Source organism: Labrys sp. LIt4, assembly GCF_017813775.1.
Taxonomy (GTDB): domain Bacteria; phylum Pseudomonadota; class Alphaproteobacteria; order Rhizobiales; family Labraceae; genus Labrys; species Labrys okinawensis_A.
In genome coordinates this window covers 20,011-46,373 of the sequence record NZ_JAGIPY010000026.1, presented here as the reverse complement: position 1 = coordinate 46,373, position 26,363 = coordinate 20,011, and the positions used below count along the sequence as shown (strand labels likewise).

The following is a 26,363-nucleotide window of genomic DNA, read 5'->3' as shown; positions in this document are numbered from 1 at the left end:
GCCGGCTGCCGTCCCCGTCTACCAACCAGCGAGTATCCTGAGAATGACGAAGTACAAGCTCGAGTATGTCTGGCTCGATGGCTACCGGCCGACCGCCAACCTGCGCGGCAAGACCATGGTCCGCGAATTCGACGCCTTCCCCACGCTCGAGCAACTGCCGCTCTGGGGCTTCGACGGTTCCTCGACCAAGCAGGCCGAAGGATCCAACTCCGACTGCGTCCTCAAGCCGATCCGCGTCGTCCCCGATCCGGAGCGCCTGAACGGTGCCGTTGTGCTCTGCGAAGTGATGATGCCCGACGGCGTCACCCCGCATGCCTCCAACACCCGCGCCACCATTCTCGATGATGACGGCGCCTGGTTCGGCTTCGAGCAGGAGTATTTCTTCTACAAGGACGGCCGCCCGCTCGGCTTCCCCGAGCATGGCTTCCCGGCGCCGCAGGGTCCCTATTACACCGGCGTCGGCTACAAGAATGTCGGCAACATCGCCCGCGAGATCGTCGAGAAGCATCTCGACATCTGCCTGGCCGCCGGCCTCAACCATGAAGGCATCAATGCCGAGGTCGCCAAGGGCCAGTGGGAATTCCAGATCTTCGGCAAGGGCTCCCGCGCCGCCGCCGACGAGATGTGGCTCGCCCGCTACTTCCTGCTCCGCCTGACCGAGCAATACTCGATCGACATCGAATGGCATTGCAAGCCGCTCGGCGACACCGACTGGAACGGCTCGGGCATGCATTGCAACTTCTCGACCACCCATATGCGCGAAGTCGGCGGCAAGGCCTATTTCGAGGCCCTGATGGCTGCGTTCGCCGCCAACAAGGACGCGCATATCGCCGTCTATGGTCCGGACAACCATCTGCGCCTCACCGGCAAGCACGAGACCGCCTCGATCGACACGTTCTCCTGGGGCGTGGCCGACCGCGGTGCTTCGATCCGCGTGCCGCACTCCTTCGTGCGCAACGACTACAAGGGCTATCTGGAAGACCGCCGTCCCAACTCCCAGGCCGATCCCTATGAGATCGCCTCCCAGGTGCTCAAGACCATCGCTTCCGTCTCGACCGAGGTGAAGGCCGCGGCCTGAGCCCGAACGGTTCCCGACAAAACGGCGCGGATCGGAAGATCCGCGCCGTTTTGCATGCCGCGTCCGGATGAGGCCAGCGCGCGCCCACCATGCATCTTTGCCGGTCGCCCTTTCGGGCTGGCTGTGCTATAGCCCCGGCCAACATCAGGAATTTTGCATGTCGGCCCCTTCGCTCGAACAGGCAGCGAGCCCTCGGGCCATTCCCATGGGAATGGCCGATACCGTTGCCGCTCCACAAGCCCCCTCCGCCAAGCCCTCCCTCGCCGGGATGGATCGCGCCGCCTTGACGCAGGCCCTCACCGCCGTGGGCGTGCCCGCCGGCGAGGTGAAGATGCGCGTCAACCAGCTTTCGCACTGGCTCTATGTGCGCGGCGCCAGCCGTTTCGATGCCATGACCAACGTGTCCAAGCATCTGCGCGCCCTGCTGGAGCAGTCCTATACGCTCGATCGCCCGGAGATCATCGCCGAGCAGATCTCGGCCGACGGCACGCGCAAATGGCTGATGCGCATGCCCTCCACCGGCCCTGCCGACAAGGGCGCCGAGATCGAGACCGTCTACATCCCCGACGAGAGCCGCGGCACGCTGTGCGTCTCCTCCCAGGTCGGCTGCACGCTCAACTGCTCCTTCTGCCATACCGGTACGCAGAAGCTGGTGCGCAACCTCACCGCAGCCGAGATCGTGGCCCAGCTCCTGGTCGCGCGCGACCGGCTCGGCGACTGGCCGGGCCAGGAGGCGCCGGAAGGCGCGATCGTGCCGCGCGATGGCGGGCGCTTCGTCTCCAATGTCGTGATGATGGGCATGGGCGAGCCGCTCTACAATTACGACAACGTCACCACCGCCCTGAAGGTGATGTCGGACCAGGACGGCCTGTGCCTGTCGCGCCGGCGCATCACCCTGTCGACCTCCGGCGTGGTGCCGATGCTCGGCCCGCTCGGCGACGACGTCAATCCGGCCCTCGCCATCTCGCTGCATGCCACCAATGACGATCTGCGCAACGAGCTGGTGCCGCTGAACAAGAAATATCCGATCGCCGAGCTCCTGGATGCCTGCCGCAACTATGCCGGCCTCTCCAATGCCCGCCGCATCACCTTCGAATATGTCATGCTCAAGGGCGTCAATGACAGCCCGGCCGAGGCGCGCGCCCTGGTGAAACTGCTCAAGGGCATTCCAGCCAAGATCAACCTGATCCCCTTCAATCCCTGGCCCGGCACCTTCTATGAATGCTCGGACTGGGAGACGATCGAAGCCTTTTCCGACATCGTCTTCAACGCCGGTTACGCCTCGCCCATCCGCACGCCGCGCGGGCGCGACATTCTCGCAGCCTGCGGCCAGCTCAAGAGCGAGAGCCAGAAGATGCGGGCCCGCGAGCGCCTTGCCATCGAGGCCGACGCCATGAAGAAACTGGCGGTGGAGGCCTTCTACGCCCACGGGGCGGACGGGGAATAGCGGACATGCTCGCCTGGTGGCTCGGTTTCATACTGTTGGTCGTCGGGCGTATTTTCGAGATTGTTGGCGCGATTGCGGTGGCCTGCATCGCCGCAATCGCTGCCGGCAGCAGCGGGCTCGTGAGCCATGATCTAACCGATTCCGTCTTTCGTTTCGGCCTGTCCTTAGACCCGGTGAATATCACGACCATCGAAAATCCAATTTTCGAACTCGGCCGCGCGCAAACCGCTTTTTTGAATTTCTGGCTTACCGCCTCGATAATCTGGGCAATGCCGGTAATCGGCGTTGCCCTCCTGGGGGAGATCTTTGGTCAGCGCTTCTGGGCTTTTTACATCGGCGGGACGGCCCTGTTCTTCTGCGTTATTCCCCTGGTCGTCAGCTTCATGCCGCCAAGGCCTGGCGATATGGTTTTTCTTTTCATAGGTCTCGCCTGCACCGGGGCGGTTGCGGGGTTCGCTTATTGGTTCATCACCGGTCGAAGAGCCGGCCTGATCAGGCGGACCCTGAGGCAATGACAAGCCGTACTTTCCACGGTGCGGACGTACGAATCATGCATCGTTCCGCCAGATGCATTTCTCGTCACACTCGATAATGAATCCCGTCCCCAGATGACCATGAATGCCCCACCCCCGCGCCCGCGCAGCGTCATCGGCTTCCTCGACCGTCTCGTCCTGGTGGCCTTTGCTGCCGTCCTGGCCGCCATCGCCGCGCTGGTGGTCGGCGTGATGGGCCTCGCCAATCACGGTTTCGGCCAGGAACTCACCGGCACCGCCGAATTATTGGGGCTGAAGGCTCTGGCAACGGTGATCGAAGGCACCCCCGTGGAAGACATCGGTGCGATGATCCGGCAGGCCGCAACCGCCGCTTTGGCCATCTGGCTCGCCCCGATCGCGCTGGTGGCGGTGATCGGCGAAACCATGGGCAAGACAAGCTGGATGTTCTATGCCATCGGCATGGCGCTCGCCTTTGCCGTGGCGCCGATGGTGATGAGCCTGAACATCCTCGCCATCGTGCTGCTCTACCGTGCCCTGCTCGGCCTCCTCGCCATCGGCATCGTCGCCGGCACGGTCTACTGGCTGGTGGCCGGCCGGAGCGCGGCCGGTTGAGAGGAGCCAGGATTGCACGCCATGGTTCTTTCGGCACCATTTAACCATTTACTCACCGCGTCCGCGTAGGCTGCGAGCCGTTCCGGTCGAACTTTCGCCGGAATCCCTGTCTTTCGTCGCAGTTGCGCGAGGCGCTCCGATTCACGATGATCGGGCGCCACCGCTTTCTGCCCTCTTATTCGGGATCGATCGAGCCAGCATGATGTCCTCAACCCTTCGCATCGCGCTCATCGCCACCGCCGTCGTCGCATTCACCGGTTCGGCTCTGGCAGCACCTCGCAAACCCAAGGCCGAAGCACCGGCCCCGGCTGCCGCCGCCAGCGCCCAACCGACGCCGCTCGGCCAGTTCGGCGATTGGCAGGCCTTCCAGAACGGTACGGCGAAGGGCAAGTCCTGCTTTGCCATCACCAGCCCGAAGGACCGCAAGCCCGCGCGGCTGAAACGGGATCCGGCCACGCTCTTCATCACGCGCCGCCCCGGCGAGGGCGTGAAGAACGAACTGAGCATGATCACCGGCTTCGGCATGAAGGATGGCGGCGACGCCACGCTGAAGGTCGGCCGCTCCTCCTATACGCTCTACACCAAGGGCAGCAATGCCTGGGTGAAGAACGCCGCCGAGGAAGGCACCGTGGTCAACACCATGCGCAAGAGCCGCGAAGCAGTCTTCACCGGCGCTTCCAAGCGCGGCAACAAGACAACCGACCGCTACTCGCTCGACGGGCTGCCGCAGGCCCTCGACGCCATCACCAAGGGCTGCCCGTAAGATTTGGAGCGCGGGCATCTCAGCGACATTAAGGAATGTCGCGATGTCCGCACTTAGAATAGAGACCTACAAGAAAAAGGGCGCTGCCTGATCTGGCCGCGCCCTTTTTGCAGGTTCTATGCTTCAAGAGCGGGCATCTCAGCGACATTCCTTGATGTCGCTGAGATGTCTGCGCTCCAAAACTACACCGTCTTGGTGGCGAGCCTGTCGCGGAAGACGAGGTAGCCATAGATGGGCATCACTACGAAAACCATGGCGATCTTGATGGCATAGTCGGCAATGCCGAGGCTGACCCAGGGCACATCCGTGCCGACGAAGGCGATCACCCAGAACAGCACGCTGTCGACCGTCGAAGCCAGGATGTTGGAGATGGAGGGCGGCACCCACCAGGCATGCTGGCGGAAGCGGTTGAAGACCTGCGCATCCACCATCTGGCCGGAGATGAAGGCGACGCCGCTGGCGATGGCGATGCGCGGATCCGCAGCCACGAAGGAGACGATCACGGCGATCACGAAGGAGGCCATCACAACCTTGCGCGTCATCTCCACGCCATGGCGCCGATTGCATAAATCCGTGATGAAGAAGGCGACCGGGAAGATGAAGGCGCCCCAGGTCAGGAAATCGGAAGTGCCCGGCACGACATATTGCACGCCCCAGTTGGCGGCGGCGACGATCACGGCGTGCGCCAGGACGTAGGACCAGCGCAGGCCGGCGAAGAAGGAGGAAGACGAAGAGCTGCTCACGGCGTCATACCCAGCGAAAACACGGAAATTGCGGGCTGGCATACAGCAAAAGCCGGATCAGGCCTACCCATAAAACAGCATGGCAGGCTTTCTGCGCAGTCCTTCTCGTCAAGCCGCCGCGTCACGAGGCTTCAGGAAGGGCTCGATGCCCGCAAGCCCCGTATGATGAATTTCCAAAGGCAGACCGAGACGGGCGGCGGCAGCGGCGGCTTTCTTCTCCAGCGCCTTGTCCGGGACCTGCACCAGGAACATCACCCGCTTGTAATGGCCGAAATACATCGGCAGCAATTGCGGATGGACGTCGAGCTTCAGGCCCTTGATCACGAAGCGGTCGAAATGGCGCACCAGGAAATCGGTGAGGTAAAAGGTACCGATCTCCTCCTCCTGCATGCGGTCGAACACCTCGGCACCGGCGAAGAAGGAGTAGCAATGCGGCCCATCGATACGCTCGACGCCCTCCTCCTTGAGGACCTCATCGAGCAGGCCGCCGGTGCCGCAATCGCCGTAGAGCACCAGGATCTCATCATATCTGGCACGATTGGCGCGTATCTTGCGGCGGATGCCGTCCGGGATCTTCTGCGGATAATTGTGCCAGATCGCCGGCAGGCAGGTGACATCCACATGGTCCCAGCCATTGGCGGTCTTCACCGCCAGGAATTCGCGCGCCAGCGCCCCGCAGGCGATCACCAGCGTCGAGCGGGGCTTGGTCGTTTGCATGGTTCTTTCGGGCATCGACCTCTCCGCGTGGTATCGGGAGTGTCAGTCTCCGACTGACATGGTCGATCGGAGATCGACCTCCCTAGGCGCCCGCCATGCCCTGCCGCTTGCCGATCAGCGACTTGGCCGTTTCCACCGCGATGGCGGCATCGCGGCAATAGGCATCGGCGCCCACGGCTTCCGAGAAGGCTTCGTTCAGAGGCGCGCCGCCGACCAGCACGATGTAGTCGGAGCGGATACCCTTCTCCTTCATCGTGTCGATCACCACCTTCATATAGGGCATGGTGGTGGTGAGCAAAGCCGACATGCCGAGAATCTCGGGCTGGTGCTTCTCCAGCGCTTCGAGATAGTTCTCGACCGGGTTGTTGATGCCGAGATCGATCACTTCGAAACCGGCGCCCTCCATCATCATGGTGACGAGGTTCTTGCCGATGTCGTGAATGTCGCCCTTGACGGTGCCGATCACCATCTTGCCGACCTTGGGCGCGCCGGTTTCGGCCAATAGCGGGCGCAGCACGTTCATGCCGGCCTTCATCGAGTTGGCGGACATCAGCACTTCCGGCACGAACAGGATGCCGTCGCGGAAGTCGACGCCGACGATGCGCATGCCCTCGACCAGGGCCTTGGTGAGCACGTCATAAGGCGTCCAGCCACGCTTGAGCAGGATCTCGACGCCTTCGACGATCTCGTCGGCAAGGCCGTCATAAAGGTCGTCATGCATCTGCTCGACGAGCTCGTCATCGGGGAGTGAGTTGAGATCGAGATCGCCATCGGACATGACTTGCTGTTCCTGCACTGGGTGAAGCACGGATTACTATAGAACGCTTCTTAATGCGAGGTAGCCTGACCGGCGCGCCTTTTGCTGTCGCACTGGGGACATCGTATATTCAAACTGCGACAACCGGCGAAAACATCGGCTGCGATCGCGGATGGGTTGGGGCGAAATTTTCCGACAGCCGGACCCTGCGGCAAACCGCTCGGGCAAGGCGTCGCGCCCGGGCAACCGCCCTGTCCGTTTTCCGGCGTTCTCCACGGTTCGGGCGCGCCGCATGCGGGTAACCTTGCCTGTGTCCCAAGTCAGTATTGGCTTGCACAAACGCATGCCGAGATAGTAGGCCTACGTAACGGAATGTCGGAACGCCTGCAATCTGCGCGGCTCCGGTCTTGCTGGCCCATCGGAAAAGGTTGTGATGCCCGATTTATCTCGTCGCGTATTTGTTCTGGGCGCTCCCGTGCTGCTCGCCGGCTGCGCTTCTTCACGAGCCACCGTCAGCTCGCTCTTCAACAGATCCAACGATAGCGGCTTCAATTATCGAGAGATCTATGCCGGCGGCACGGAGAACGGCCACGATTATCCGCCCATCAATCTGAAGGCGATCGATCCCAAATATCTGCGGCGCGTCGTGGCCGCACCCGCCGGCGAGGAGCCCGGCAGCATCATCGTCGATCCCGACAATCGTTTTCTCTACCATATCCATGACGACGGCACCGCCACCCGCTATGGCGTCGGCGTCGGCCGCGAAGGTTTTGGCTGGAGCGGCAAGGCCACCATCCGGCGCAAGGCGGAATGGCCGCGCTGGACGCCGCCGCCCAAAATGGTCAAGCGCGACCCGCTGGCAGCCAAATTCGCGGGCGGCATGCCCGGCGGCGTCGAAAACCCGCTCGGGGCCCGCGCCATGTATCTCTACCAGGGCGACCGCGATACGCTCTACCGCCTGCACGGAACCAACGATCCGACCTCGATCGGCAAATCGATGTCTTCCGGCTGCATCCGCCTGCTCAACCAGGACATCATGGCCCTCTACCACAACACCCCGGTGGGCGTGCGAGTGGTGGTGCGGCCTTCGCATGGCGGCGCCGAGGCGAGCTGATTCGGCCCCCGGCCTGCGATCGTTTTCAGCCCGTCTTGCGCAACCCGCTCGACACCGCCCCGATCAGCGCGAGACCCGCGCCGATCCAGGCGATCAGTTCCGTCTGTCCCTGCGCGACAAGGCTGAAGATGACCGCCGCGACCGCCGCCCCCAGCGACTGGCCGAGCAGCCGGCCGGTCGATTGCAGGCCGCTGGCCCCGCCGCTGCGCTCGCGCGGCGCGCTGGCGATGATGATGCGGTTGTTGGGCGACTGGAACAGGCCAAAGCCGAAGCCGCACAGGGCAAGCCGCCAGACGATATCGAAGCTGTCGGGCCGCTCGCCCATGCTGGCGACCGCCGCCAGCCCCGCCGCGAGCAGGCAGAGCCCGGCAATGCCGAGCTTCTCGGGCGAGATCCGATCGGAAAGCCGGCCTGAAATGGGCGCGATCAACGCCGTCATCAGCGGCCAGGGGGTCATCAGGAATCCCGTCGCCGCCTCGGAGTGGCCGAGCGTGCGCTGCAGGAAGAAGGGCAGCGCCACATAGGCCATGCTCTGCGAGGCGAAGGAGCAGATCGAGGTCGCCATCGACAGCGAGAATACCGGCCGCCGCAAAAGGTCGACCGGCAGCAGCGGCACCGGCTGCTTTACCGAACGCCTGACCAGGACAAGGGCTGCCACCGCTGCCCCGCCGATCATCGCGAGCGCTATCGGCATCGTGCCGACATCGCCGAGACCGTCGAGGCCGGCGATCAGCAGGCCGAAGGTGAAAGCATTCAGGACGGCGCTGATCCAGTCGAAGCGATGGCCGGATGCCGGCGTCTGCGGCAAGGCCCGGGCCGCGACGAAGAGTGCGACGAGGCCGATGGGCACGTTGACCAGGAACAGCCATTGCCAGTTTGCGACGGTCAGAATTGCGGAGGCGACGCTGGGCCCGGCCGCCGAGGACACCGCCACCACCAGGGCCGTGTAGCCGACGCCCGAGCCGAGGGAGGCCTTGGGGAAGATATAGCGCACCAGGGCGATGTTGACGCTCATGATGCCGGCGCCGCCGAGCCCCTGCACCGCGCGCGCCAGCGCCAGCACCGGAAGCGACGAGGCCTGGGCACAGGCGAAGGACGCCGCGGTGAACACGGCCAGCCCCGCCCAATAGACGCGCTTGTAGCCGATGATATCACCGAGCGAGGACAGGGGCAGCAGCGAGATAGTGACCGCAAGCTGATAGGCGGTGACGACCCAGATCGATTCCGCCGGCGAGACCGCGAGTTCGCCCGCGATCGAGGGCAGAGCGACATTGACGATGGCACTATCGAGCACCGCCATGGTCAGCGCCATGGCGATGGTCAGGAAGGCCAGGAAGCGTTGGGGAATGGGCAAGCCATCCATGGTGGCGGCGTTCATCAAATACTCACGACCGACAAGAGCCGACGGCATCGGCATCTTCGAGACAAAAAATTGAAAAAATCACCCGCAACGGCAAACAGGGCGCCGCAACGGCACCCTGTTTCTACGCTTCCTGGATCATCGGGGAAGTGCCAGCTTTATCCCATTATTAAAACCAACAGCCTTGCGATGCTGCCAAGTGCCGGGATGAAGGCTGCGGCCGGCTGCTCCTTCAGCTCTGACCGCCGACGATGTCGCGGGCGGCCTTTTCGATGATGGCGCGGATCCGCTCGGCCTCGGCCTGCGTCCACGGACCGCGATGCATCTGCAGCGCGTGCCGGAACGTATGCAGGGCTTCGCGCACCATCTCCGGCGTGGAGCGGGCGGAGAAGGCGCTGGCGGCCAGATCCATGCGCGCCATCACGCCATCGACCGCATCGCGGTTCTCGGCAAGGAAGGCCTCGCCTTCGGGCGTGATGGTGTAGAGCTTCTTGGTGCCTTCCGACGCTTCGCCGCGGATATGATCCTGCTCTTCCAGGAGGGTCAGCGTGGGATAGACCGCACCGGGGCTCGGTGCGTAGGCCCCGCCGAATTTGTCCTCGATGGCGCGGATCAGCTCATAGCCATGGCGCGGCTTCTCGGCGATCAGGGCCAGGATGACCAGGCGCAAATCGCCGTGGCCGAAGACGCGGCCACGGCCGCCGAAGCCCCGTCCGAAGAAGTCTCCGGGGCCGTCGCCCTCGAAGCCGCCGCGCCCCCAGCGTCCGCCGCGGCCGGGCGCGCACTCCTGCTGTTCCCCACGGCCCCAGCCGCGGAAGCCGTCCCGTCCCCAGAATTCGCCGCGCCCGCGGCCCTCATGATGTCGTCCAAACATGCGATATACCTTTCGTTCTATCTTTAAGATGACTCTTAAGATATATCGAAAGATAGATTACGCAAGAGCCTTTCTGGATTTTTTGCGAGGCCGACTCGGCCCTGCTCTCCAACCGAATGCGGGACATGCCCATGGCGGGCGGCCTCACGCGGCCTTCGCGGCAAGCAGCCGGGCGACGATGCGCTCGCGTTCCTCGACATAACCGGCAGCGGAGGCCCGCGCCGCCTCGATCGCAGCGGCTGGCGCCGTGACGGGCGAGCCGGCATCGAAGGGAGGCGCCGGCGCATATTCGAGCTTGAGCTGCACGGCTTCGGCCTCCTCGCGGCCCCGCAGCCTGGCGATGATGTCGAGCGCGAAATCGATGCCTGCGGTGACGCCGCCACCGGTGATCAGCCGGCCGTCCGCGACGATGCGTTCGGCCACCGGCACGGCACCGAGTGGTTCGAGCAGATGATGCGAACCCCAATGCGTCGTCGCCCGCTTTCCGTCCAGGAGCCCCGCCGCCCCCAGCACGAGCGCGCCGCTGCATACGGAAGTGACAAAGCGTGCGCTCCAGGCCTGGCGCCGCAGGAAGTCGAGGACGACCTCATCCCCCATCAGCGGATTGACGCCGGCACCGCCCGGCACGCACAGCACGTCGAGGACGGGGCAGTCCTGCAGCGTCGTCGTGGGCTGCACGGGCCAGCCGCAGGTCGCCGTCACGGGATCGAGATCCTTCCAGATCAGATGCTGGACAACGCCCGGCATGGCGGCAAAGGCATCGAAGGGCCCGGCCAGGTCGAGCAGTTGCACCTTGGGGAAGACGAGAAAGCCGATTTGCAGGATCATTCGGGCTGCTCCGTTCTAAACCTTGATGTTGACAGACCCATTCTAGCGCGGCAGCTTCTGGCCCAAATGTCGTTTGACCCACATTTTGCGCCAAATCCGATCGGCGCCTCCTCGGCTGGCGGGGCGTGCCGCCCGGTCGATCTGTTGGCTTTTCCCGGGTTTCAACTGCTCGATATCGCCGGCCCCATGCAGGTATTCGCCTCGGCCAACCGCCTCCGGGAGGATGACGGGCTGCCCGCGGCCTATCGCCTGCGCATCGTCGCCCGGCAGGCCCAGGTCACGGCCTGGGCCGGGCTGACCTTGCAGGCCGAGCCCCTGCCGGACGCGAGCGAAGCCTGCGATACGCTGGTGATCGCCGGCGGGCGCGCCGTGCACCAGGCGATTGAGGATGCCGAACTCGTTGCCTGGGTTACGGCCAGAGCGACGGCGGTCCGAAGGGTCGCGGCTGTCTGCACCGGCGCCTTTCTGGCCGGTGCCGCGGGCCTGCTCGACGGCAGGCGCGCCGTGACCCATTGGGATTCCTGCGCTCTGCTGGCCGAGCGCTTTCCGGCAGCACGGGTGGAGAGCGATCCGATCTTCATCGAGGATGGCAAGTTATGGACCTCCGCCGGCGTCACCGCTGGCATCGACCTCGCTCTCGCTTTGGTGGAACGCGACCTTGGCCGCGCGATGGCGCTGGCAGTAGCGCGCGAGTTGGTGGTCTTCCTCAAGCGGCCGGGCGGGCAGTCGCAATACAGCGCCGCCCTGGCGCTCCAGCATGGCGCATCCCGTTTCGAATCGCTGCATGGCTGGATGCGGGAGAACCTCGCCGACGATTTGTCGGTTCCCGCCCTCGCCGCACGGGCCGGCATGAGCGAGCGCAGCTTCCAGCGCCGCTACCGGGAAGCCACCGGCCTGCCGCCGGCCCGCGCCGTCGAAAGGCTGCGGGTCGAACAGGCGCGCACGCTGCTCGCGGACACCGCCCAGCCCCTCAAGCAGATCGCCGCCCGCTGCGGCTTTGGCTGCGAAGAGACCATGCGGCGCAGCTTTGCCCGGCACCTGGCAACGACGCCGCAATCCTATCGCGAGCGATTTTCCGGCAGGCTATGACATTGCCGGGAGGTCCATGCTGCCCCAATCCGGAAAGCGAGATTGACAGAACCCGCCGTCCCGGTAATCTGACAATTGCGAGGTACGTAACTCATTCGCCCCTGCATATGGCGAAGAGAGCGGGCGGGAAACGAAAACCAGGAACCGGATTTGTCTGAAGGGCAAGCGAACGGGGCTGCCGCGCAGAACCAGACCGTGCCGGTCCTGGCTGCCAGCGGCCTGTCCAAGAGCTTCGGCGCCATCGAGGTGCTGAGCAACATCGCGCTCGACCTCAAGGCAGGCGAGGTCCATGCCATCATCGGCGAAAACGGTGCCGGCAAGTCCACCCTGATGAAGATCCTGGCCGGCCATCTCCAGCCGAGCCGTGGCACGCTCGCCATCGATGGCGAGCCGGTGCATTTTTCCGGTCCCGTCGACGCCGAGCATCGAGGCATCGTGCTGGTCCATCAGGAAATCCTGCTCGCCCCTCACCTGACCGTCGCGCAGAACATCTTCCTTGGCCGCGAGATCCGCCGCGGCCCCATGGTCGACGACCGGGCCATGAACCAGGAGGCCGCGCGGGCGGTTCGTGAGCTCGGGGCGGAAATCGCACCGACCCGAGTCGTCGAGCGCCTCTCCATCGCCCAGCGCCAACTGGTTCAGATCGCGCGCGCCCTGGCGGTGCCGCACCGCGTTGTGATCTTCGACGAACCCACCGCATCCCTCACGCCGGTGGAAACGGAGGCGCTCCTGAAGGTCATCACCGCCATCCGCGCCAAGGGCACGGCGGTTCTCTACATCTCGCATCGCCTCAACGAGGTGAAGGCCATCGCCGACCGCGTCACCGTCTTGCGCGACGGCAAATGGATCGCCACCCGGCCCGCCGCCGAGCTCCAGCCCATCGACATGGCGCAATTGATGGTGGGGCGCGACATGGCCAATCTCTATCCGGCCAAGGCTTCGGCGGAGGCAAGCGCGGCAGTCGCCGAAGAATCCCTGCTCGCAGTCGAGCATTTCAATGTGCCCGGCTTTGCCACCGATGTCAGTTTTGGCCTCGAGGCCGGCGAGATCCTCGGCTTTGCCGGCCTGGTCGGGGCGGGACGAACCGAACTGTTCGAAGGGCTGCTGGGCCTGCGCTCCGGCAGCGGCAGCGTCCGGCTCGATGGCCGGCCCGTGCATTTTCACGAGCCCCGCCAGGCCATGGAGGCGGGCATCGTCTATCTCTCCGAGGATCGAAAGGGCAAGGGCCTCCTGCTGGCGCAGGACCTGCGCACCAACCTCACCCTGGCCGCACTCGATCGCTTCGCCTCGGGCGCCTTCATCGACAAGGCACGCGAATGGAGCGCCCTCAATCAGGCCTTCCAGGATTTCGATATCCGGGCTCGCTCCAAGACCCTGCTGGCCGGCCAGCTTTCCGGCGGCAACCAGCAGAAATTGCTGCTCGCCAAGATGATGCTGCTGGAGCCGAGGATCGTCGTCATCGATGAGCCCACCCGCGGCATCGATATCGGCACCAAGGAGCAGATCTACCGTTTCATCGCCGCCCTCGCCGCCAGGGGCAAGGGCGTGATCGTGATCTCCTCCGAGATGCAGGAACTGATCGGCGTATGCCACCGCATCCTGGTGATGCGCGGCGGGCAAATTGCCGGCGAGGTCAGCGGCGACGCCATGACAGAGGCCGAAATCGTAGTGCATGCCACCGGCGTTTCCAGAGAAGAAGCGAGAGCACAGATATGAGCGGAGAGCTCGCCCCCACCAAGGCCGCAAGCCGCTTCCAGGATTTCGATCTGCGCGCGATCGCCCCCTTCGCGGCGCTCGCCGTGCTGATGGTGCTCGGCTATTTCGTCAATGCCCGCTTCATTGACCTCGACAACCTCACCAATGTCCTGGCGCGCAGCGCCTTCATCGCCACCATCGCGGTGGGCGCCACTTTCGTGATCACCGCCGGCGGCCTCGACCTCTCCGTCGGCTCGATGGCGGCGCTGGTCTCGGGGGTGATGATCCTCTTCCTCAACAAGGCCATGATCGGCGACGGCTACATGCTTCTCGCCACCGGCATGGTCCTGGCGTTGCTGCTGGGGGGCCTGTGCGGTGCCGCCAACGGCCTGGGCGTCACCGCCGGGCGGCTCGAGCCCTTCATCGTCACGCTCGGCACCATGGCGATCTTCCGCTCGCTCCTGATCTGGCTTGCCGACGGCGGCTCGATCGCCATGAAGTCGATGGAACTGCGCGCCGACTATCGCCCCGTCTATTTCGGCACCATTCTCGGCCTGCCCTTCCCGGTGTGGGTGATCATCGCGGTGGCCGTCATCGGCGCGTTCCTGCTCTACCGCACCACCTTCGGGCGGCATGTCATGGCGGTCGGCTCCAATGAGGACGTCGCCCGCTATTCCGGCATCTCGGTCGGGCGCGTGCGCATGCTTACCTACATCATCCAGGGCCTGTGCGTCGCCATCGCCGTGCTGGTCTATGTGCCCAGGCTCGGCTCCACCACCTCCACCACTGGCCTCGGCTGGGAATTGCAGGCGATCACGGCGGTCGTGGTCGGCGGCACGGCCCTACGCGGCGGCGTCGGGCGCATCTGGGGCACCATCTGCGGCGCGCTGATCCTGGAGGTGATCTCCAACATCATGGTGCTGTCGAACTTCGTCTCCGAATATCTGGTCGGCGCCGTGCAGGGCGCCATCATCATCATCGCCATGCTGGTGCAGCGCTCGCTGGCCCGGAGGAATTGAGCCCACCTGGAGCAAAGCGCGTCTAGCCGGAACGCTGGTTTGCTCTAACTCGAAGCGTCTTTGCGATTCTTGGCGAGACCGCCAAATGGCAAAGCGCCTTGGTCCATATGCAAGGGCGGGACCAACCTGCCCCGACGGAACGAAAAGCGCTAGGGAGGATATCATGCGCAAATTGCTGACCGGCCTGATGGCGGCCGGTCTCTTCACCATCGCCGGGGCGGCGGCCTTCGCCGCCGACACCAAGACCATCGCCGTCTCCATACCGGCCGCCGATCATGGCTGGACGGGCGGCGTGGTCTATCACGCCCAACAGGAAGCCAAGGCCCTCGAGGCGCGCTATCCCGGCCTCAAGGTCATCGTGAAGACCTCGCCCGACGGAGCGTCTCAGGCCAACGCGCTGGAGGACCTGACAACGCAGGGCATCAATGCCCTCGTCGTGCTGCCGCATAATTCGGACGAGTTGACGGACCCGATCCGCCAGGTGAAGGGCAAGGGCGTGTTCATCACCGTGGTGGACCGCGCCTTGCGCGACCCGATCCAGGATCTCTATGTCGCCGGCAACAATCCGGGCCTGGGCACCGTCTCCGCCGCCTTCGTCAAGGAGAAGCTCGGCGGCAAGGGTGACATCGTGGTGATCCGCGGCCTGCCCATCGTCATCGACGAGCAGCGCGTCAGTGCCTTCAACGAAGGCCTGAAGGGCTCCGAGGTCAAGGTGATCGACAGCCAGTTCGGCAATTGGAGTCGCGACGACGCGTTCAAGGTCATGCAGGACTTCCTGACCAAGCACCCCAAGATCGATGCGGTCTGGTGTCAGGACGACGACATGGCCGTCGGCGTGCTGGAAGCGATCAAACAGGCCGGCCGCACCGACATCAAGTTCGTGCTCGGCGGCGCCGGCATGAAAGACATGGTCAAGAAGGTCATGGATGGCGACGCCACCATCCCGGCCGACGTGCTCTATCCGCCGGCGATGGTGGCCGTGGCGATGGACCTCACCGCAGCCGGCCTCTTCGACAAGCTGCCCGTGCGCGGCTCCTATATTCTCGATGCCACGCTGGTGACCAAGGACAACGCCAAGGAATTCTACTACCCCGACTCGCCGTTCTGAGCAGGCCGACAACGCGGAAGCCGCCCTTCACCACTGGGGCGGCTTTTTTCTGGAAAAATTTAGGTACCATAATACCTTAAATAGCAATACCTATTAAGGATGAAAGTCATACTTCGCCGGCGCGATCTAGTACTTAAGCATCATCGCAGCCGCAAAATCGCGCCACCCAATTTTGCCCCAGAAGCACCGCATTGCGGCCGCATTTCATCCATGGCAACACTCACCCACATCGCACAGAAAGGGGGACAGCGAAAAAGAAAAACACACTTAGGCCCCCGCAATCAAACATATTACCCATCGTAAGATTCAAGTATATTTAAAAATACTCTGCGTACAAAAAATGAAACAACACAATCCTCTTAAAAAAATCGATTTACACTTTATGAAATTCCATTGAGATTTACTGTTTTTTGGCATATTTTGTTGGCAACATTCGGCTTCCGCAGGTTGACAGAGCAGCAAAAAAGAGCCACTTCCCCGGAGTTCCGGCTGAATGTTCGAGTTTCCCAGGTGGAGGTCGATATGTCTCAGCAATATCGGAAGGATTGGCGCAAGGTTGCAATGTTCGCTGGACTGGCGACTACTTTGCTTCTTATCGCTCCGCAGGTCGCCGTGAGCGGTGATTTAGGCAACACTGCCGGCGGCCTCGGCAATGCCGTGGGCGGTGCCGTGGGTGCGGTCGGTGGTGCCGTCGGCGGTGTCAATGTCGGCGTCAGCGCGAAGGTGGGCCCGGTCAATGCCAATAGCAACACCAGCCTCAACAGCAGCGGCCTGAATTCAAACACCACGGCCAGTGTCGGCAACGCCGCCACCGCCAAAGTCAGCGCATCGGCAACGCCTAATAGCGGCGTCAACGCCAATGTCGGCGTCAACTCCTCGCTCGCCGATGCAGATGTCACGGCCTCGCTCAACAACACGACGGGCGTCAATGTCGGTGTCGGCGTCAACGTCCCAGGCACGACTCCCGGCACGCCCGGAACCCCGGGAACACCCGGTACCCCGGGGGCGCCTGGCACTGGCGTGACTATCGGCAATGTCTCCAGCCAGTTCGCCTCGATGAGCAGCGCCCAGCGCATCGCCCTCAAGAAGCGCTGCAAGCTGATCCTCGGAGCCAGCGATGAGTACGATGCCCAGCTGATCAAGCTTTGCCAGATGCTGGCCAAGCTCTGAGCCGGAATTTCAGCCGGCCGACCCAATCGAGGCCAGCCTTGCGGCTGGCCCTTTTTGTTGGTGCTCTTTTCGAGGGCGTTCAGAAGGTGCCGGGAAAGCTGCCGCCGTCCATGAGGATATTCTGGCGCGTGATATAGCCGGCCTGCGCTCCGGCCAGAAAGGCACAGACTGCACCGAGTTCCTCCGGATCGCCGAACCGCCCGGAAATCTCGCCGTCCCGCCACTCGGCGAGCACCTCTTCCGCCGTCTGCCCCGGCCTGGCGGAGGCCGCGGCATTGTCCCGCAGCCTGTCGGTGCCGAAGGAGCCCGGCAGGATGTTGTTGATCGTCACATTATGGCGGGCAATGTCACGGGCGAGACCCGCCACGAAGCCCGTCAGCCCGGTACGGGCGCCATTCGACAGGCCGAGATAGGAAATCGGCGCTTTCACCGTCACCGAAGTGATGTTGACGATGCGCCCGAAGCGGCGGGCCACCATGCCGTCCAGCGTCGCCTTGATCAACTCGATCGGCGCCAGCATGTTGGCATCGAGCGCGGCCAGCCATTCCTCCCGGCCGAACCGGCGGAAGTCTCCGGGCGGCGGGCCACCCGCATTGTTGACCAGAATGTCGGGCTGCGGGCAGGCTTCAAGCAGCTTGCGGCGCCCTTCCTCGCTGGCGACATCGGCAATCACGGGCGTAACCGTCGCACCCGTCGCGGCGCGGATCTCGGCCGCGGTGCGCTCCAGCGTGGCCGGCGTGACGCCATTGATCACCACATTCACGCCCTCGCGCGCCAGAGCCAGCGCACAAGCCTTGCCGAGCCCTCGGCTGGAGGCGCAGACGATGGCGGATTTTCCTTCGATGCCGAGCTTCATGATCCCATGCCTTTTCCTGCGGACGCCACAGGCTTTTCGCAGGGCTGCCGGCGGCAGGCAAGCCTGGGGAGCGCGGCTGCCACCCGTCCCCGCTCTGAACTGGTGGAGGTCTCGCCTTGCAGGCTGTCGCTCGAAGCGGAAGGCGCCTATAGCTGGGCCCTCCACCTGCAGAAGTCCCGGAGAAACAGACAATGGGCTCGGAGCCGGCCGAAAGTGACAATCTGCCCCGCCCTGTCGCCGCCGTGCTCGCCGTGGTGCTGCGCGGCGAGGAATTCCTGCTGGTTCGCCGTGCCAATCCCCCGGACCAGGGGTTGTGGGGCTTTCCGGGCGGCAAGATCGAGCCGGGCGAAGGCGTGCTGCAGGCGGCTCTGCGCGAACTCGAGGAAGAGACCGGCGTCCGCGCCCGCGCCGTAAAGGCCTTCGCCGCGCTCGATTCCATCGATCCTCGTCCGGCCCATGAAGGCGGTCACCATTATGTGCTGGTCGGCGTGCTCTGCCATTGGCAATCCGGCGAGGCCGTTGCAGCCGACGATGCCCTGGAAGCCCGCTGGTTCGACCTGCCGGCTCTTCTGGCCGGCCAGGCCAGCGCCAGCGTCGACGTCGATACGCTCGCCCGGGAAGCCCTGGCCTTGGCCCGTGCCACGCCATGACGTTCATCCAGCCACATCCACAAGGTCGAAGCGCCGGAGATACTGTCGCATCGCGCCCAACCCGTCGCCGGCCTTGCCGATCGTGAGAACCCGTCTATCCTTGACGGCGATCCGGCCTTCGGCAGCCCGCCAGCCGCGATCGACATGATAGAGGCGTTGCCTACCGGCAAGATCACAAGCATGCCCCTCTTTCCCCTCAGCCCGCGTGCCGATGCAAAGCTATCGTCACGAGCCTTGCGCCAGCAATCGCATCCCGAGTCGCGGATCCTGGCGGCCTTGCTTCAGTTTGCCGGGAGAACGGCATCATGAAGATTGCGGTGATGGGAGCCGGTGCCGTCGGCTGTTTCTTCGGCGCCCTGCTCGCCCAGGCCGGCCATAGCGTCACCCTGATCGGCCGCCCGGCTTTGGTGGAAGCCGTGAGGGATGGCGGCCTGTTGCTCGAGCGCGGCGGCGAGAGGCAGCATGTGCCGATTGAGGCCGATACGAGGCCCGAGGCCGTGGCCGGAGCAGACCTGGTGCTGTTCTGCGTGAAATCCTTCGACACCGAGGCGGCGGCTGCGGCCATCGCGCCCCATATCGGCGCCGATTGCTCGGTCTGGAGCCTGCAGAACGGCATCGACAATGCCGACAGGCTCGCCCATATCCTCGACAGGCCCGCCGTGGCCGTGGCCGTCTATGCCGCTCTGGAAGCGCCGGCCGCCGGCTATGTCCGCCACAAGGGCGGCGGCAGGATGGTGATCGGCCCCTCCGAACGCAGCGCGGAATTCGCGGACCTGTTCGCCGCGGCCGGCATCGCCGCCCGTGTCGCACCGGATGTCGTCGGCACGCTGTGGACCAAGCTGGCGGTCAATTGCGCGCTCAATGCCGTCTCCGCCCTCGCCGCCCTGCCTTATGGCCGGCTGGTCGGCCGCGAAGGCGTGGATGTGCTCTTGAAGGGGATTCTCGCCGAGTGCCGCGCCGTGGCCGGCGCCTATGACATCACCCTGGCCCCCACGCTGGAGGACACCGTCTTCGGCCTGGGCACCAGCATGGCCGAGCAATATTCGTCGACCGCCCAGGATCTGGCCAGGGGGCGACGCACGGAGATCGACGATCTGAACGGCGCCATCCTGCGCCGGGCCACCGCGCGCGGCATGGAGGCGCCGCTGAACCAGGCGCTATGGACGCTGGTGAAACTGCGCGAGGCCGGTGCGCCGCCCTCGCCCTGAGTGGACCCTGCAGCTGATTATCCGCGAGACCTATGGTGGCTGGCGCCGCACGCCAAGAGCGGCGCCAGCGGCGGTACGCCCAGGCAAAATAGCGAAAGGAAATGCCGCATCGCGCAGCGCCAGGAGCCCAGACGGGACATCGGCCCCTCTGGTTCGAACTCAGACGCGAGAACCGCTCAACATTCGGGCGAGCGCAATAAGGATGCACGCGCCGATAAAGCCCGCGATGAGGTAGCCCAGCCACCCACCGAAGCCGACGCCTATTAACCCCAGCAGAAAACTGGCGAGGGCCGCGCCTACGATGCCGAGAATAATGTTCATGAGAACGCCGGTATTGCTCTTCATGAACATCTCGGCCAGCCAACCGGCCAGGCCGCCAATGATTATCGCAGCGATCCAACCAACCTCGGGACGATCCATCGATTCACCTTTGCCTTTAGCGGAATGTCGAGATTCTAGGCCTTGTCGACCGCGGATTTCACCGCGTCCTTGACCTTGCCCTTGGCCTCCTGAACCTCTCCCTTGGCTTTTTGAATCGCCCCTTCTGCTTCCATCCCGCGGTTGCCCACGGCCTTGCCGACGCCTTCCTTCACCGAACCGGCCACCTGGTTGGCGATACCCTTCACCTTGTCCGTTGCGCTGCTCACTCGGTTGCTCCTTTGATTGCAGACCACGAATTCACAAACGCCCGTGCCCCTTCCTGGTTCCGTACTGATTTTGGCTTAGGGTAACGGCTTCTCAGTTCTCGAGCAGTGGCAGCACCACCACGGCAGCTTGTCCGCAACCCACGGGTAATAAAATCGAAACCATTCGATTCCTAACGTAATTAATCATCAATTACAGAAGGAAATTGCTGGATGGGTATGCGTATCATAGGCGGCATTTTCACCTTCTCCATGATAATTATCTTCATGGCTATGGTTTCCGGACACGCAGAAACCTTAGGGACGGCGTCCTTTTACGGTAAGGAATTGAAGGGGTCTCGTACCGCGAACGGAGAGCGCTTCAATCCAGCAGAACTGACCGCTGCCCATCGTTCCCTTCCTTTCGGAACGAAGCTTCGCGTGACCAACCTCGAGAACCACAAGAGCGTTGTCGTGCGTGTCACCGACCGAGGCCCTCATAAGCGTGGCCGCATGATCGATCTTTCCTACGGAGCGGCCAAGGCGGTGGGCATGCTCAAGACGGGCACAGCCAAAGTGTCGGTCGCCAGAATCGCGACGCCTTCTTCTGCCTCGGCAAATAGCGACGCTCAACTACAACTGCCGCCTCGGCGTCGCTAGGACTGGACGCGGGCCGGATGGGAGGCCGGAGGTAATCGACGAAGCGGCCCCCGCGGCCGAATAGCCCTTAGTAAGGACCGGCGGCCGAGAGGGCGTGGGCCGACTGCATCCGCCAACGCCAGAAAACAAGAAAGGCACCGCCTTTGCGATGCCTTGGCTCTTCAACTCGTTCTGGGTAGCGATGGTGGGCGCGACAGGGATTGAACCTGTGACCCCTACGATGTCAACGTAGTGCTCTCCCGCTGAGCTACGCGCCCATCGCTTGCGGAGGCCGGCCTGATAGCAGGTTGAATCAGGCCATGCAAGCCATTCGTCCCGCTATTTTGAGGAAAGTTCAGGCGGCCTTCAAAAGCTTGTCGACTTCGTTGACCAGATCCTTGAGATGGAAGGGCTTGGAAAGCACCTTGGCGTCACGCGGCGCCTGCGAATCCGGGTTGAGCGCCACGGCGGCAAAACCGGTGATGAACATCACCTTGATATCGGGATCGAGCTCGGTAGCCCGGCGGGCCAGCTCGATTCCGTCCATCTCCGGCATGACGATATCGGTCAGCAGCAATTCGAACGGTTCTTCCCGCAGCCGGTGATAGGCCGACAGGCCGTTGTCGTAGGACATCACCTCATGTCCGGCATTCTGCAGGGCGCGCACCAGAAAGCGGCGCATATCATTGTCGTCTTCGGCGAGGAGAATCTTGTTCATGATGGCGTCCCGAATCCCCGGCAGGGCCGGAGCATGTTCCAATTGTATAAACCGTCGTCAGGGTAAACGCCCCGTTTACATTGCAATAGAGTTAATCCCGAATTCGTGATGTTGCCAGGGCCTGTCTGAAGAGGTCCGCCCTTGCTTCGCAAATGCGCGGGAGTTCGAGAACGCAAGCCTTCCGGCTTGCTGCCGCGAACGACGTGTTCATCGGCCAAAAGCATCCCACCGCTGGGGGGATAAGCTCTAAAATGGCCGTGTGCACTGTCGCTGGCTCGTCAAGACGAAACCTCCTGGCAAGGCCGTCACCTCCTATCCCACCATTTTCAATATCATCAAACACCAATCCCTAACTGACGACAGGCCCCAGGGTTGCTTCCGGTGCGATGGAGAAAATCATGCGCGAGGGCTTGTGATGCTTGCGCGCGCATGATTTTGTCGGGATATGTCGATATTGCCTGGCCTGGCCGCCCTTCGGACGCGTGTCGCCCAGGTGAAAGCAACCCGCCGCTGGAGACCGTGGACGGCATGGAAATCGAGCTCAGCCCTCCCTTCGACGTGGTCGAGCCGGCAGCCTATTCGGCGCCCTTGCTGTTCAACTCGCCGCATTCCGGACGGGTCTATCCGCGCTCTTTCCTGGAGGCTTCCCGCCTCGATCCACTTTCGCTGCGCCGTTCCGAGGATGCCTTCGTCGACCTTCTTCTCGCCGATGTCGCCGCCACCGGCTCTGCCGTGATGAGCGCACGCTTTCCCCGTGCCTTTCTCGACGTCAACCGCGAGCCCTACGAGCTCGACCCGCGCATGTTCGACGGCAGGCTGCCGAACTATGCCAATACTCGCTCCCTGCGCGTGGCCGGCGGACTGGGCACGCTGGCGCGGGTGGTCAGCGAGAACCAGGAAATCTATGCCCGCCGCCTGCCGGTGGACGAGGCGCTGCGCCGGATCGAGGAACTCTACAAGCCCTATCATCGTACGCTGCGCCGCCTGCTCGGCCAGATCCATCGCGAATTCGGCGTGGCGCTATTGGTGGATTGCCATTCCATGCCCTCCTGCGGCCTGGCGCGTGAGGATAGACCCCGCGCCGACATCGTGCTGGGCGATCGCTACGGCACCAGCTGCTCGCATCTGATCACGGATTGCGCCGACGAGGCGCTGCGTAGCCTCGGCTATTCGGTGGCGCGCAACAAGCCCTATGCCGGCGGCTACATCACCGAGCATTACGGCAATCCCGGCGCCGGCTTCCATGTCATCCAGATCGAGATCAACCGCTCGATCTACATGAACGAGCAGGATTTCTCCCTGGCTCCGGCCTTCGATCGCCTGAAGCGGGATCTCACCGTGCTGCGCGATACGCTTGCTGGCCTGCCCTTCCACTATCTCGATGCATTCCATCTGGCCGCCGAGTGAACCAGCCCGTCCTGCCCGTCCCTGAAGCCCATTGGGTTTTCGGCTATGGTTCCCTGATGTGGAATCCCGGTTTTGCCTATGAGGAGCGGCAGAATGCACTGATTCGCGGCCTTCACCGGGCTTTGTGCATCTGGTCGCATGTCCATCGCGGCACACCTGAAAGGCCCGGCCTGGTGCTCGGCCTCGACCGGGGCGGCTCCTGCCGGGGCGTCGCCTTCCGCGTCGCCCCCGAAAACTGGGATGCGACGGTGGATTATCTGCGCCGGCGCGAGCAGGCCACCAGCGTCTATATCGAGATCCTGCACGAGGCCCGGCTCGAGGACGGGCGTCATGTGCGGGCCCTCGCCTATCGGGCGGACCGCAAGCACCTGCAATATTGCGGCAAGCTGCCGGATCGCCAGCTCCTGGAGGTGATACGCGGGGGCGTCGGGCTGTCGGGCGCCAATCCCGATTACGTGCTCGCCACCCACGACCATCTCGACGAACTCGGCATACCGGACCGCACGCTGGCCTGGCTCTCGCACCAATTGCGGGGATGATGCGGCTGCATGGGAGGCCGGTCGGGGACCCTACCCCCTTCACAAGACCGACACGTTAATCCTACATTGTGTTGGACGAACAGCCGAATCGGCCTTTTCGGCTGGACTGATGGTGACGGGAGCGCTTCGTGACAGCGCATGTTTCGCCTGCTGTGTTTCATCCGCCGGTCTCGCCCGAGGCCTGTCCTGCCCTCGTGCTGAACGCCGATTACCGGCCGCTGTCCTATTATCCGCTGTCGCTATGGTCCTGGCAGGATACGGTGAAGGCGGTCTTCCTCGACAGGGTCAACATCATCTCCGAATATGACAAGGTGGTGCGAAGTCCCACCTTCGAGTTCCGATTACCTTCGGTGGTGTGTCTCAAGACCTACGTCAAACCCAGTCGAAACCCTGCCTTCACCCGCTTCAACGTCTTCCTGCGCGACTGTTTCACCTGCCAATATTGCGGCACACGTTCGGATCTGACCTTCGACCACGTCATTCCACGCTCCCGGGGCGGGCAGACCACCTGGGAAAACGTCGTCGCCGCCTGCTCGCCCTGCAATCTGAAGAAGGGCGGCGCCATGCCCGCCGAAGCCGGCATGCATCCCAACCAGAAGCCCTACGCTCCCTCCCTCAGCGACCTGCACCAGAACGGCCGGCATTTCCCGCCGAACTATCTGCATGAAAGCTGGCTCGATTATCTCTATTGGGATACCGAACTGGAGCCTTGATCGGCATCCTTCACCCGGGCATGCTTTACGCGTCGCGGCATTCTCGTTCCACGCTATCGCCGTGGTTTGATGGTGACCTTTCCGATTGTTAACGAGCGCTCACTATCGAACTCTCCTATGGTGAAGCGGCCGCAAGGCAATCATCAGACAGATCTGGGGTGCTGTAGGCACGTCGAAGGCTCGTTACGACCGCGAAGGAAGGTTCCATGCCGCACGAGACACCGTTGATAGCAACGATCGTGGCGGGTTTGGGACTGGCATTCATCTTCGCGCTCGTCGCGCAGCGTCTGCGGCTCTCGCCGATCGTGGCCTATCTGCTCGGCGGTGTTGTGATCGGGCCCTTCACGCCCGGCTTCGTGGCCGACCAGAAGCTCGCCAACGAGCTGGCCGAACTCGGCGTCATCCTGCTGATGTTCGGCGTCGGCCTGCATTTTTCGCTGAAGGACCTGCTTTCCGTCCGTGCCATCGCCATACCTGGCGCCCTGGGCCAGATCGCGGTAGCGACGCTGCTGGGCATGGGCTTTGCCTGGATCATGGGCTGGGGCCTCGGCACGGGCCTCGTCTTCGGCCTCGCCCTTTCGGTCGCCAGTACCGTGGTGCTGCTGCGCGCCATGCAGGAGCGCAAGCTGATCGAAACCGAGCGCGGGCGGATCGCCGTCGGCTGGCTGATCGTCGAAGACCTTGTGATGGTGATCACCCTGGTGCTGATTCCCCCGCTGGCCGGCCTTCTCGGCGGCCATGCGCCGGGCGAAGTGGCGCCCTCGGGCCTTGCCGCCAATCTCGGCCTCAGTTCGATCGGCGCCACCCTGATGGTCACCGCCGTCAAGGTCGCCGCCTTCGTGGCGCTGATGCTGGTGGTTGGGCGCAAGGTCATCCCCTGGGTGCTGCATTTCGTCGCCCATACCGGCTCGCGCGAGCTCTTCCGCCTGGCCGTGCTGGCGATTTCGCTCGGGGTTGCCTATGGCGCCGCCGCGCTCTTCGGCGTCTCCTTTGCGCTGGGCGCCTTCTTCGCCGGCATGGTGCTGGCCGAATCCCCGCTCAGCAAGCAGGCGGCCAACGAGACGCTGCCGCTGCGCGACGCCTTCGCGGTGCTGTTCTTCGTCTCGGTCGGCATGCTGTTCAACCCCTCGATCCTGATCCAGCATCCGCTTGCCGTGCTCGTCACCTTCCTGATCATCGTGGTCGGCAAGTCGATCGCCGCCTTCCTGATCGTGCGCGGCTTCGGCTATTCCAAGGGCGTGGCCCTGACCATTTCGGCGAGCCTGGCCCAGATCGGCGAATTCTCGTTCATCCTGGCGGTGCTGGGCGTCGAGCTCGACATCATCCCCGGCACGGCGCGCGACCTGGTGGTGGCGGGCGCCCTCATCTCCATCGTGATCAACCCGATCCTGTTCATGGCGCTGGACCGTTTCGTGTTGCGCCCTGAACGCCAGCCGGCCGTGGCGCCCAAATCGGAAACCAGGCCGGAAGCCGAGCCCGAGGCGCCGTCTCAGCCCGAGGCCGAGCCGGGTGCGACCATGGCGGAAGCCGCGCCTTTGCCTGAAGACGGCGACATCGAGGTCGTCCAGCCGACCAAGCTCAGCCAGCACGCCATCCTGGTCGGCCATGGCCGTGTCGGCAGCCGGGTCGCCAAGGCTCTGCATCAGGCCGGCGTGCCGCTGATAGTGATCGAGGAATCGCAAAGCGAGGTCGAGAAGCTGAAAGCCGACGGCATCGAGGTCTATTCCGGGCCGGCGGGCGATTACGAGACGCTCGAGCTGCAGAATCTGGCCGGCGCGAAATGGCTGGTCGTCGCCATCCCCGACGCCTTCGAGGCCGGCCATCTGGTTGAACAGGCCCGCAAGCTCAATCCTGCCATCCGCATTCTCGCTCGGGCCCATAGCGAGGAGGCCGTCGGCTACCTCAGGGGACTCGGAGCCGACGTGATCCTGATGGGCGAAGAGGAAATCGCCCGCGGCATGATCCGCGACCTGCTGCACTCCGAAGAAGGCCAGCCCGGTCAGGCCGCCTGAGCTGGATGGGCCCGCCAGCCACTTTCCGTTAAGGCCTCGATAACCGTACGAATTGTTAATGGTTTGATACTCTTTACCCGCCTTTTTCGCGGCTTTATTGCTGTTCCATGAATAGAATGAACCATTTTTA

The 26,363-nt window shown here is 63.7% G+C and carries 28 protein-coding genes and 1 tRNA gene; 18 read left to right on the top strand and 11 right to left on the bottom strand.

Going from position 1 to position 26,363, the window contains the following annotated elements; all coding sequences use genetic code 11:
• The first annotated feature begins 43 nt into the window (after positions 1 to 43).
• From J8I29_RS28410 to J8I29_RS28390, 5 genes are all read left to right on the top strand, one after another.
• A complete protein-coding gene (locus J8I29_RS28410; protein WP_209434226.1) occupies positions 44 to 1,078 on the top strand; it encodes a glutamine synthetase beta-grasp domain-containing protein in 1,035 nt (344 codons plus the stop codon).
• Positions 1,079 to 1,235: 157 nt separating this feature from the next.
• Positions 1,236 to 2,525 carry a 23S rRNA (adenine(2503)-C(2))-methyltransferase RlmN gene (gene rlmN / locus J8I29_RS28405; protein WP_209434225.1) on the top strand — a complete coding sequence of 430 codons (1,290 nt, stop codon included), beginning with the start codon at positions 1,236 to 1,238 and terminating at the stop codon, positions 2,523 to 2,525.
• Positions 2,526 to 2,530: 5 nt separating this feature from the next.
• On the top strand, positions 2,531 to 3,040 hold the full coding sequence (locus tag J8I29_RS28400) for a hypothetical protein (RefSeq protein WP_209434224.1): 510 nt from the start codon (positions 2,531 to 2,533) through the stop codon (positions 3,038 to 3,040).
• A gap of 99 nt (positions 3,041 to 3,139) precedes the next feature.
• A complete protein-coding gene (locus J8I29_RS28395) occupies positions 3,140 to 3,631 on the top strand; it encodes a hypothetical protein (RefSeq protein WP_209434223.1) in 492 nt (163 codons plus the stop codon).
• A 202-nt stretch (positions 3,632 to 3,833) separates the two neighbouring features.
• Positions 3,834 to 4,394: an invasion associated locus B family protein gene (locus J8I29_RS28390; RefSeq protein WP_209434222.1), complete on the top strand. Its 561-nt coding sequence runs from the start codon at positions 3,834 to 3,836 to the stop codon at positions 4,392 to 4,394.
• A gap of 182 nt (positions 4,395 to 4,576) precedes the next feature.
• On the opposite strand, the gene J8I29_RS28385 is transcribed toward J8I29_RS28390, so the two are convergent.
• From J8I29_RS28385 to J8I29_RS28375, 3 genes are all read right to left on the bottom strand, one after another.
• A complete protein-coding gene (locus J8I29_RS28385; RefSeq protein WP_181161286.1) occupies positions 4,577 to 5,137 on the bottom strand; it encodes a queuosine precursor transporter in 561 nt (186 codons plus the stop codon).
• A 108-nt stretch (positions 5,138 to 5,245) separates the two neighbouring features.
• Entirely contained in the window at positions 5,246 to 5,869 is a 624-nt protein-coding gene (locus J8I29_RS28380; protein ID WP_209434221.1) for a DUF1638 domain-containing protein, read from the bottom strand.
• Between the two features lie 67 nt (positions 5,870 to 5,936).
• Entirely contained in the window at positions 5,937 to 6,632 is a 696-nt protein-coding gene (locus J8I29_RS28375; protein WP_105864180.1) for a B12-binding domain-containing protein, read from the bottom strand.
• A gap of 412 nt (positions 6,633 to 7,044) precedes the next feature.
• On the opposite strand from J8I29_RS28375, the gene J8I29_RS28370 reads away from it, so the two are divergent.
• Positions 7,045 to 7,725: a L,D-transpeptidase gene (locus tag J8I29_RS28370; RefSeq protein WP_105864179.1), complete on the top strand. Its 681-nt coding sequence runs from the start codon at positions 7,045 to 7,047 to the stop codon at positions 7,723 to 7,725.
• 25 nt (positions 7,726 to 7,750) lie between these two features.
• Here J8I29_RS28370 and J8I29_RS28365 read toward each other — a convergent pair whose 3' ends face one another.
• From J8I29_RS28365 to J8I29_RS28355, 3 genes are all read right to left on the bottom strand, one after another.
• Positions 7,751 to 9,103 (bottom strand): MFS transporter, encoded by a 1,353-nt coding sequence (locus J8I29_RS28365; protein WP_105864178.1) that lies wholly within the window; start codon positions 9,101 to 9,103, stop codon positions 7,751 to 7,753.
• Positions 9,104 to 9,317: 214 nt separating this feature from the next.
• Positions 9,318 to 9,959, bottom strand: a complete 642-nt coding sequence (locus tag J8I29_RS28360) for a PadR family transcriptional regulator (protein ID WP_209434220.1) — start codon at positions 9,957 to 9,959, stop codon at positions 9,318 to 9,320.
• Between the two features lie 144 nt (positions 9,960 to 10,103).
• Positions 10,104 to 10,787, bottom strand: coding sequence for a DJ-1/PfpI family protein (locus J8I29_RS28355; RefSeq protein WP_209434219.1), 684 nt, complete (start codon positions 10,785 to 10,787; stop codon positions 10,104 to 10,106).
• Between the two features lie 66 nt (positions 10,788 to 10,853).
• On the opposite strand from J8I29_RS28355, the gene J8I29_RS28350 reads away from it, so the two are divergent.
• The 5 genes from J8I29_RS28350 (at position 10,854) to J8I29_RS28330 (ending at position 16,868) form a co-directional block, all read left to right on the top strand.
• Positions 10,854 to 11,876 (top strand): GlxA family transcriptional regulator, encoded by a 1,023-nt coding sequence (locus tag J8I29_RS28350; RefSeq protein ID WP_209434218.1) that lies wholly within the window; start codon positions 10,854 to 10,856, stop codon positions 11,874 to 11,876.
• A gap of 195 nt (positions 11,877 to 12,071) precedes the next feature.
• Positions 12,072 to 13,592 (top strand): sugar ABC transporter ATP-binding protein, encoded by a 1,521-nt coding sequence (locus tag J8I29_RS28345; RefSeq protein ID WP_209434248.1) that lies wholly within the window; start codon positions 12,072 to 12,074, stop codon positions 13,590 to 13,592.
• On the top strand, positions 13,589 to 14,590 hold the full coding sequence (locus J8I29_RS28340) for an ABC transporter permease (RefSeq protein WP_105864174.1): 1,002 nt from the start codon (positions 13,589 to 13,591) through the stop codon (positions 14,588 to 14,590). The genes J8I29_RS28345 and J8I29_RS28340 overlap by 4 nt, the downstream gene beginning before the upstream one ends.
• Positions 14,591 to 14,753: 163 nt before the next feature.
• Positions 14,754 to 15,698 carry an ABC transporter substrate-binding protein gene (locus J8I29_RS28335; protein WP_105864173.1) on the top strand — a complete coding sequence of 315 codons (945 nt, stop codon included), beginning with the start codon at positions 14,754 to 14,756 and terminating at the stop codon, positions 15,696 to 15,698.
• A 612-nt stretch (positions 15,699 to 16,310) separates the two neighbouring features.
• Positions 16,311 to 16,868 carry a hypothetical protein gene (locus tag J8I29_RS28330; protein ID WP_209434217.1) on the top strand — a complete coding sequence of 186 codons (558 nt, stop codon included), beginning with the start codon at positions 16,311 to 16,313 and terminating at the stop codon, positions 16,866 to 16,868.
• 79 nt (positions 16,869 to 16,947) lie between these two features.
• Here J8I29_RS28330 and J8I29_RS28325 read toward each other — a convergent pair whose 3' ends face one another.
• The gene (locus J8I29_RS28325; protein WP_209434216.1) at positions 16,948 to 17,724 is read right to left on the bottom strand and encodes an SDR family oxidoreductase; all 777 of its coding nucleotides are present in this window, start codon (positions 17,722 to 17,724) and stop codon (positions 16,948 to 16,950) included.
• A 191-nt stretch (positions 17,725 to 17,915) separates the two neighbouring features.
• Between J8I29_RS28325 and J8I29_RS28320 the strand changes: the two genes are divergently transcribed.
• Both J8I29_RS28320 and J8I29_RS28315 read left to right on the top strand, forming a co-directional pair.
• Positions 17,916 to 18,374, top strand: coding sequence for an NUDIX hydrolase (locus tag J8I29_RS28320; protein WP_209434215.1), 459 nt, complete (start codon positions 17,916 to 17,918; stop codon positions 18,372 to 18,374).
• 305 nt (positions 18,375 to 18,679) lie between these two features.
• Positions 18,680 to 19,582, top strand: a complete 903-nt coding sequence (locus J8I29_RS28315) for a ketopantoate reductase family protein (RefSeq protein WP_209434214.1) — start codon at positions 18,680 to 18,682, stop codon at positions 19,580 to 19,582.
• 159 nt (positions 19,583 to 19,741) lie between these two features.
• Here J8I29_RS28315 and J8I29_RS28310 read toward each other — a convergent pair whose 3' ends face one another.
• Both J8I29_RS28310 and J8I29_RS28305 read right to left on the bottom strand, forming a co-directional pair.
• Positions 19,742 to 20,002, bottom strand: coding sequence for a GlsB/YeaQ/YmgE family stress response membrane protein (locus J8I29_RS28310; protein WP_105864168.1), 261 nt, complete (start codon positions 20,000 to 20,002; stop codon positions 19,742 to 19,744).
• Between the two features lie 35 nt (positions 20,003 to 20,037).
• A complete protein-coding gene (locus tag J8I29_RS28305) occupies positions 20,038 to 20,229 on the bottom strand; it encodes a CsbD family protein (protein ID WP_209434213.1) in 192 nt (63 codons plus the stop codon).
• 249 nt (positions 20,230 to 20,478) lie between these two features.
• Here J8I29_RS28305 and J8I29_RS28300 point away from each other — a divergent pair, with 249 nt between their 5' ends.
• Positions 20,479 to 20,865 (top strand): septal ring lytic transglycosylase RlpA family protein, encoded by a 387-nt coding sequence (locus J8I29_RS28300; RefSeq protein ID WP_245197460.1) that lies wholly within the window; start codon positions 20,479 to 20,481, stop codon positions 20,863 to 20,865.
• Positions 20,866 to 21,047: 182 nt separating this feature from the next.
• On the opposite strand, the gene J8I29_RS28295 is transcribed toward J8I29_RS28300, so the two are convergent.
• Positions 21,048 to 21,122: transfer RNA gene (locus J8I29_RS28295), tRNA-Val, on the bottom strand.
• A gap of 77 nt (positions 21,123 to 21,199) precedes the next feature.
• Positions 21,200 to 21,565 carry a response regulator gene (locus tag J8I29_RS28290; protein ID WP_105864233.1) on the bottom strand — a complete coding sequence of 122 codons (366 nt, stop codon included), beginning with the start codon at positions 21,563 to 21,565 and terminating at the stop codon, positions 21,200 to 21,202.
• 516 nt (positions 21,566 to 22,081) lie between these two features.
• Here J8I29_RS28290 and J8I29_RS28285 point away from each other — a divergent pair.
• The 4 genes from J8I29_RS28285 to J8I29_RS28270 all read left to right on the top strand — a co-directional run bounded on the left by J8I29_RS28285 (position 22,082) and on the right by J8I29_RS28270 (position 26,233).
• Entirely contained in the window at positions 22,082 to 22,969 is an 888-nt protein-coding gene (locus J8I29_RS28285; RefSeq protein ID WP_245443495.1) for an N-formylglutamate amidohydrolase, read from the top strand.
• Entirely contained in the window at positions 22,966 to 23,508 is a 543-nt protein-coding gene (locus J8I29_RS28280) for a gamma-glutamylcyclotransferase (RefSeq protein WP_281062580.1), read from the top strand. Before J8I29_RS28285 ends, J8I29_RS28280 begins: the two co-directional genes overlap by 4 nt.
• A 152-nt stretch (positions 23,509 to 23,660) precedes the next feature.
• The gene (locus J8I29_RS28275; protein WP_068290559.1) at positions 23,661 to 24,221 is read left to right on the top strand and encodes an HNH endonuclease; all 561 of its coding nucleotides are present in this window, start codon (positions 23,661 to 23,663) and stop codon (positions 24,219 to 24,221) included.
• Positions 24,222 to 24,427: 206 nt separating this feature from the next.
• Positions 24,428 to 26,233, top strand: a complete 1,806-nt coding sequence (locus J8I29_RS28270) for a cation:proton antiporter (RefSeq protein ID WP_209434212.1) — start codon at positions 24,428 to 24,430, stop codon at positions 26,231 to 26,233.
• Positions 26,234 to 26,363 lie beyond the last annotated feature (130 nt).

Excerpts from the sequence above, each read along its gene's own strand:
- J8I29_RS28410 (WP_209434226.1), top strand. The coding sequence starts at position 44 with ATGACGAAGTACAAGCTCGAGTATGTCTGGCTCGATGGCTACCGGCCG.
- rlmN (WP_209434225.1), top strand. The coding sequence starts at position 1,236 with ATGTCGGCCCCTTCGCTCGAACAGGCAGCGAGCCCTCGGGCCATTCCC.
- J8I29_RS28400 (WP_209434224.1), top strand. The coding sequence starts at position 2,531 with ATGCTCGCCTGGTGGCTCGGTTTCATACTGTTGGTCGTCGGGCGTATT.
- J8I29_RS28395 (WP_209434223.1), top strand. The coding sequence starts at position 3,140 with ATGAATGCCCCACCCCCGCGCCCGCGCAGCGTCATCGGCTTCCTCGAC.
- J8I29_RS28390 (WP_209434222.1), top strand. The coding sequence starts at position 3,834 with ATGTCCTCAACCCTTCGCATCGCGCTCATCGCCACCGCCGTCGTCGCA.
- J8I29_RS28380 (WP_209434221.1), bottom strand. The coding sequence starts at position 5,869 with ATGCCCGAAAGAACCATGCAAACGACCAAGCCCCGCTCGACGCTGGTG.
- J8I29_RS28375 (WP_105864180.1), bottom strand. The coding sequence starts at position 6,632 with ATGTCCGATGGCGATCTCGATCTCAACTCACTCCCCGATGACGAGCTC.
- J8I29_RS28370 (WP_105864179.1), top strand. The coding sequence starts at position 7,045 with ATGCCCGATTTATCTCGTCGCGTATTTGTTCTGGGCGCTCCCGTGCTG.
- J8I29_RS28365 (WP_105864178.1), bottom strand. The coding sequence starts at position 9,103 with ATGAACGCCGCCACCATGGATGGCTTGCCCATTCCCCAACGCTTCCTG.
- J8I29_RS28360 (WP_209434220.1), bottom strand. The coding sequence starts at position 9,959 with ATGTTTGGACGACATCATGAGGGCCGCGGGCGCGGCGAATTCTGGGGA.
- J8I29_RS28355 (WP_209434219.1), bottom strand. The coding sequence starts at position 10,787 with ATGATCCTGCAAATCGGCTTTCTCGTCTTCCCCAAGGTGCAACTGCTC.
- J8I29_RS28350 (WP_209434218.1), top strand. The coding sequence starts at position 10,854 with ATGTCGTTTGACCCACATTTTGCGCCAAATCCGATCGGCGCCTCCTCG.
- J8I29_RS28340 (WP_105864174.1), top strand. The coding sequence starts at position 13,589 with ATGAGCGGAGAGCTCGCCCCCACCAAGGCCGCAAGCCGCTTCCAGGAT.
- J8I29_RS28335 (WP_105864173.1), top strand. The coding sequence starts at position 14,754 with ATGCGCAAATTGCTGACCGGCCTGATGGCGGCCGGTCTCTTCACCATC.
- J8I29_RS28325 (WP_209434216.1), bottom strand. The coding sequence starts at position 17,724 with ATGAAGCTCGGCATCGAAGGAAAATCCGCCATCGTCTGCGCCTCCAGC.
- J8I29_RS28320 (WP_209434215.1), top strand. The coding sequence starts at position 17,916 with ATGGGCTCGGAGCCGGCCGAAAGTGACAATCTGCCCCGCCCTGTCGCC.
- J8I29_RS28315 (WP_209434214.1), top strand. The coding sequence starts at position 18,680 with ATGAAGATTGCGGTGATGGGAGCCGGTGCCGTCGGCTGTTTCTTCGGC.
- J8I29_RS28310 (WP_105864168.1), bottom strand. The coding sequence starts at position 20,002 with ATGGATCGTCCCGAGGTTGGTTGGATCGCTGCGATAATCATTGGCGGC.
- J8I29_RS28300 (WP_245197460.1), top strand. The coding sequence starts at position 20,479 with ATGATAATTATCTTCATGGCTATGGTTTCCGGACACGCAGAAACCTTA.
- J8I29_RS28270 (WP_209434212.1), top strand. The coding sequence starts at position 24,428 with ATGCCGCACGAGACACCGTTGATAGCAACGATCGTGGCGGGTTTGGGA.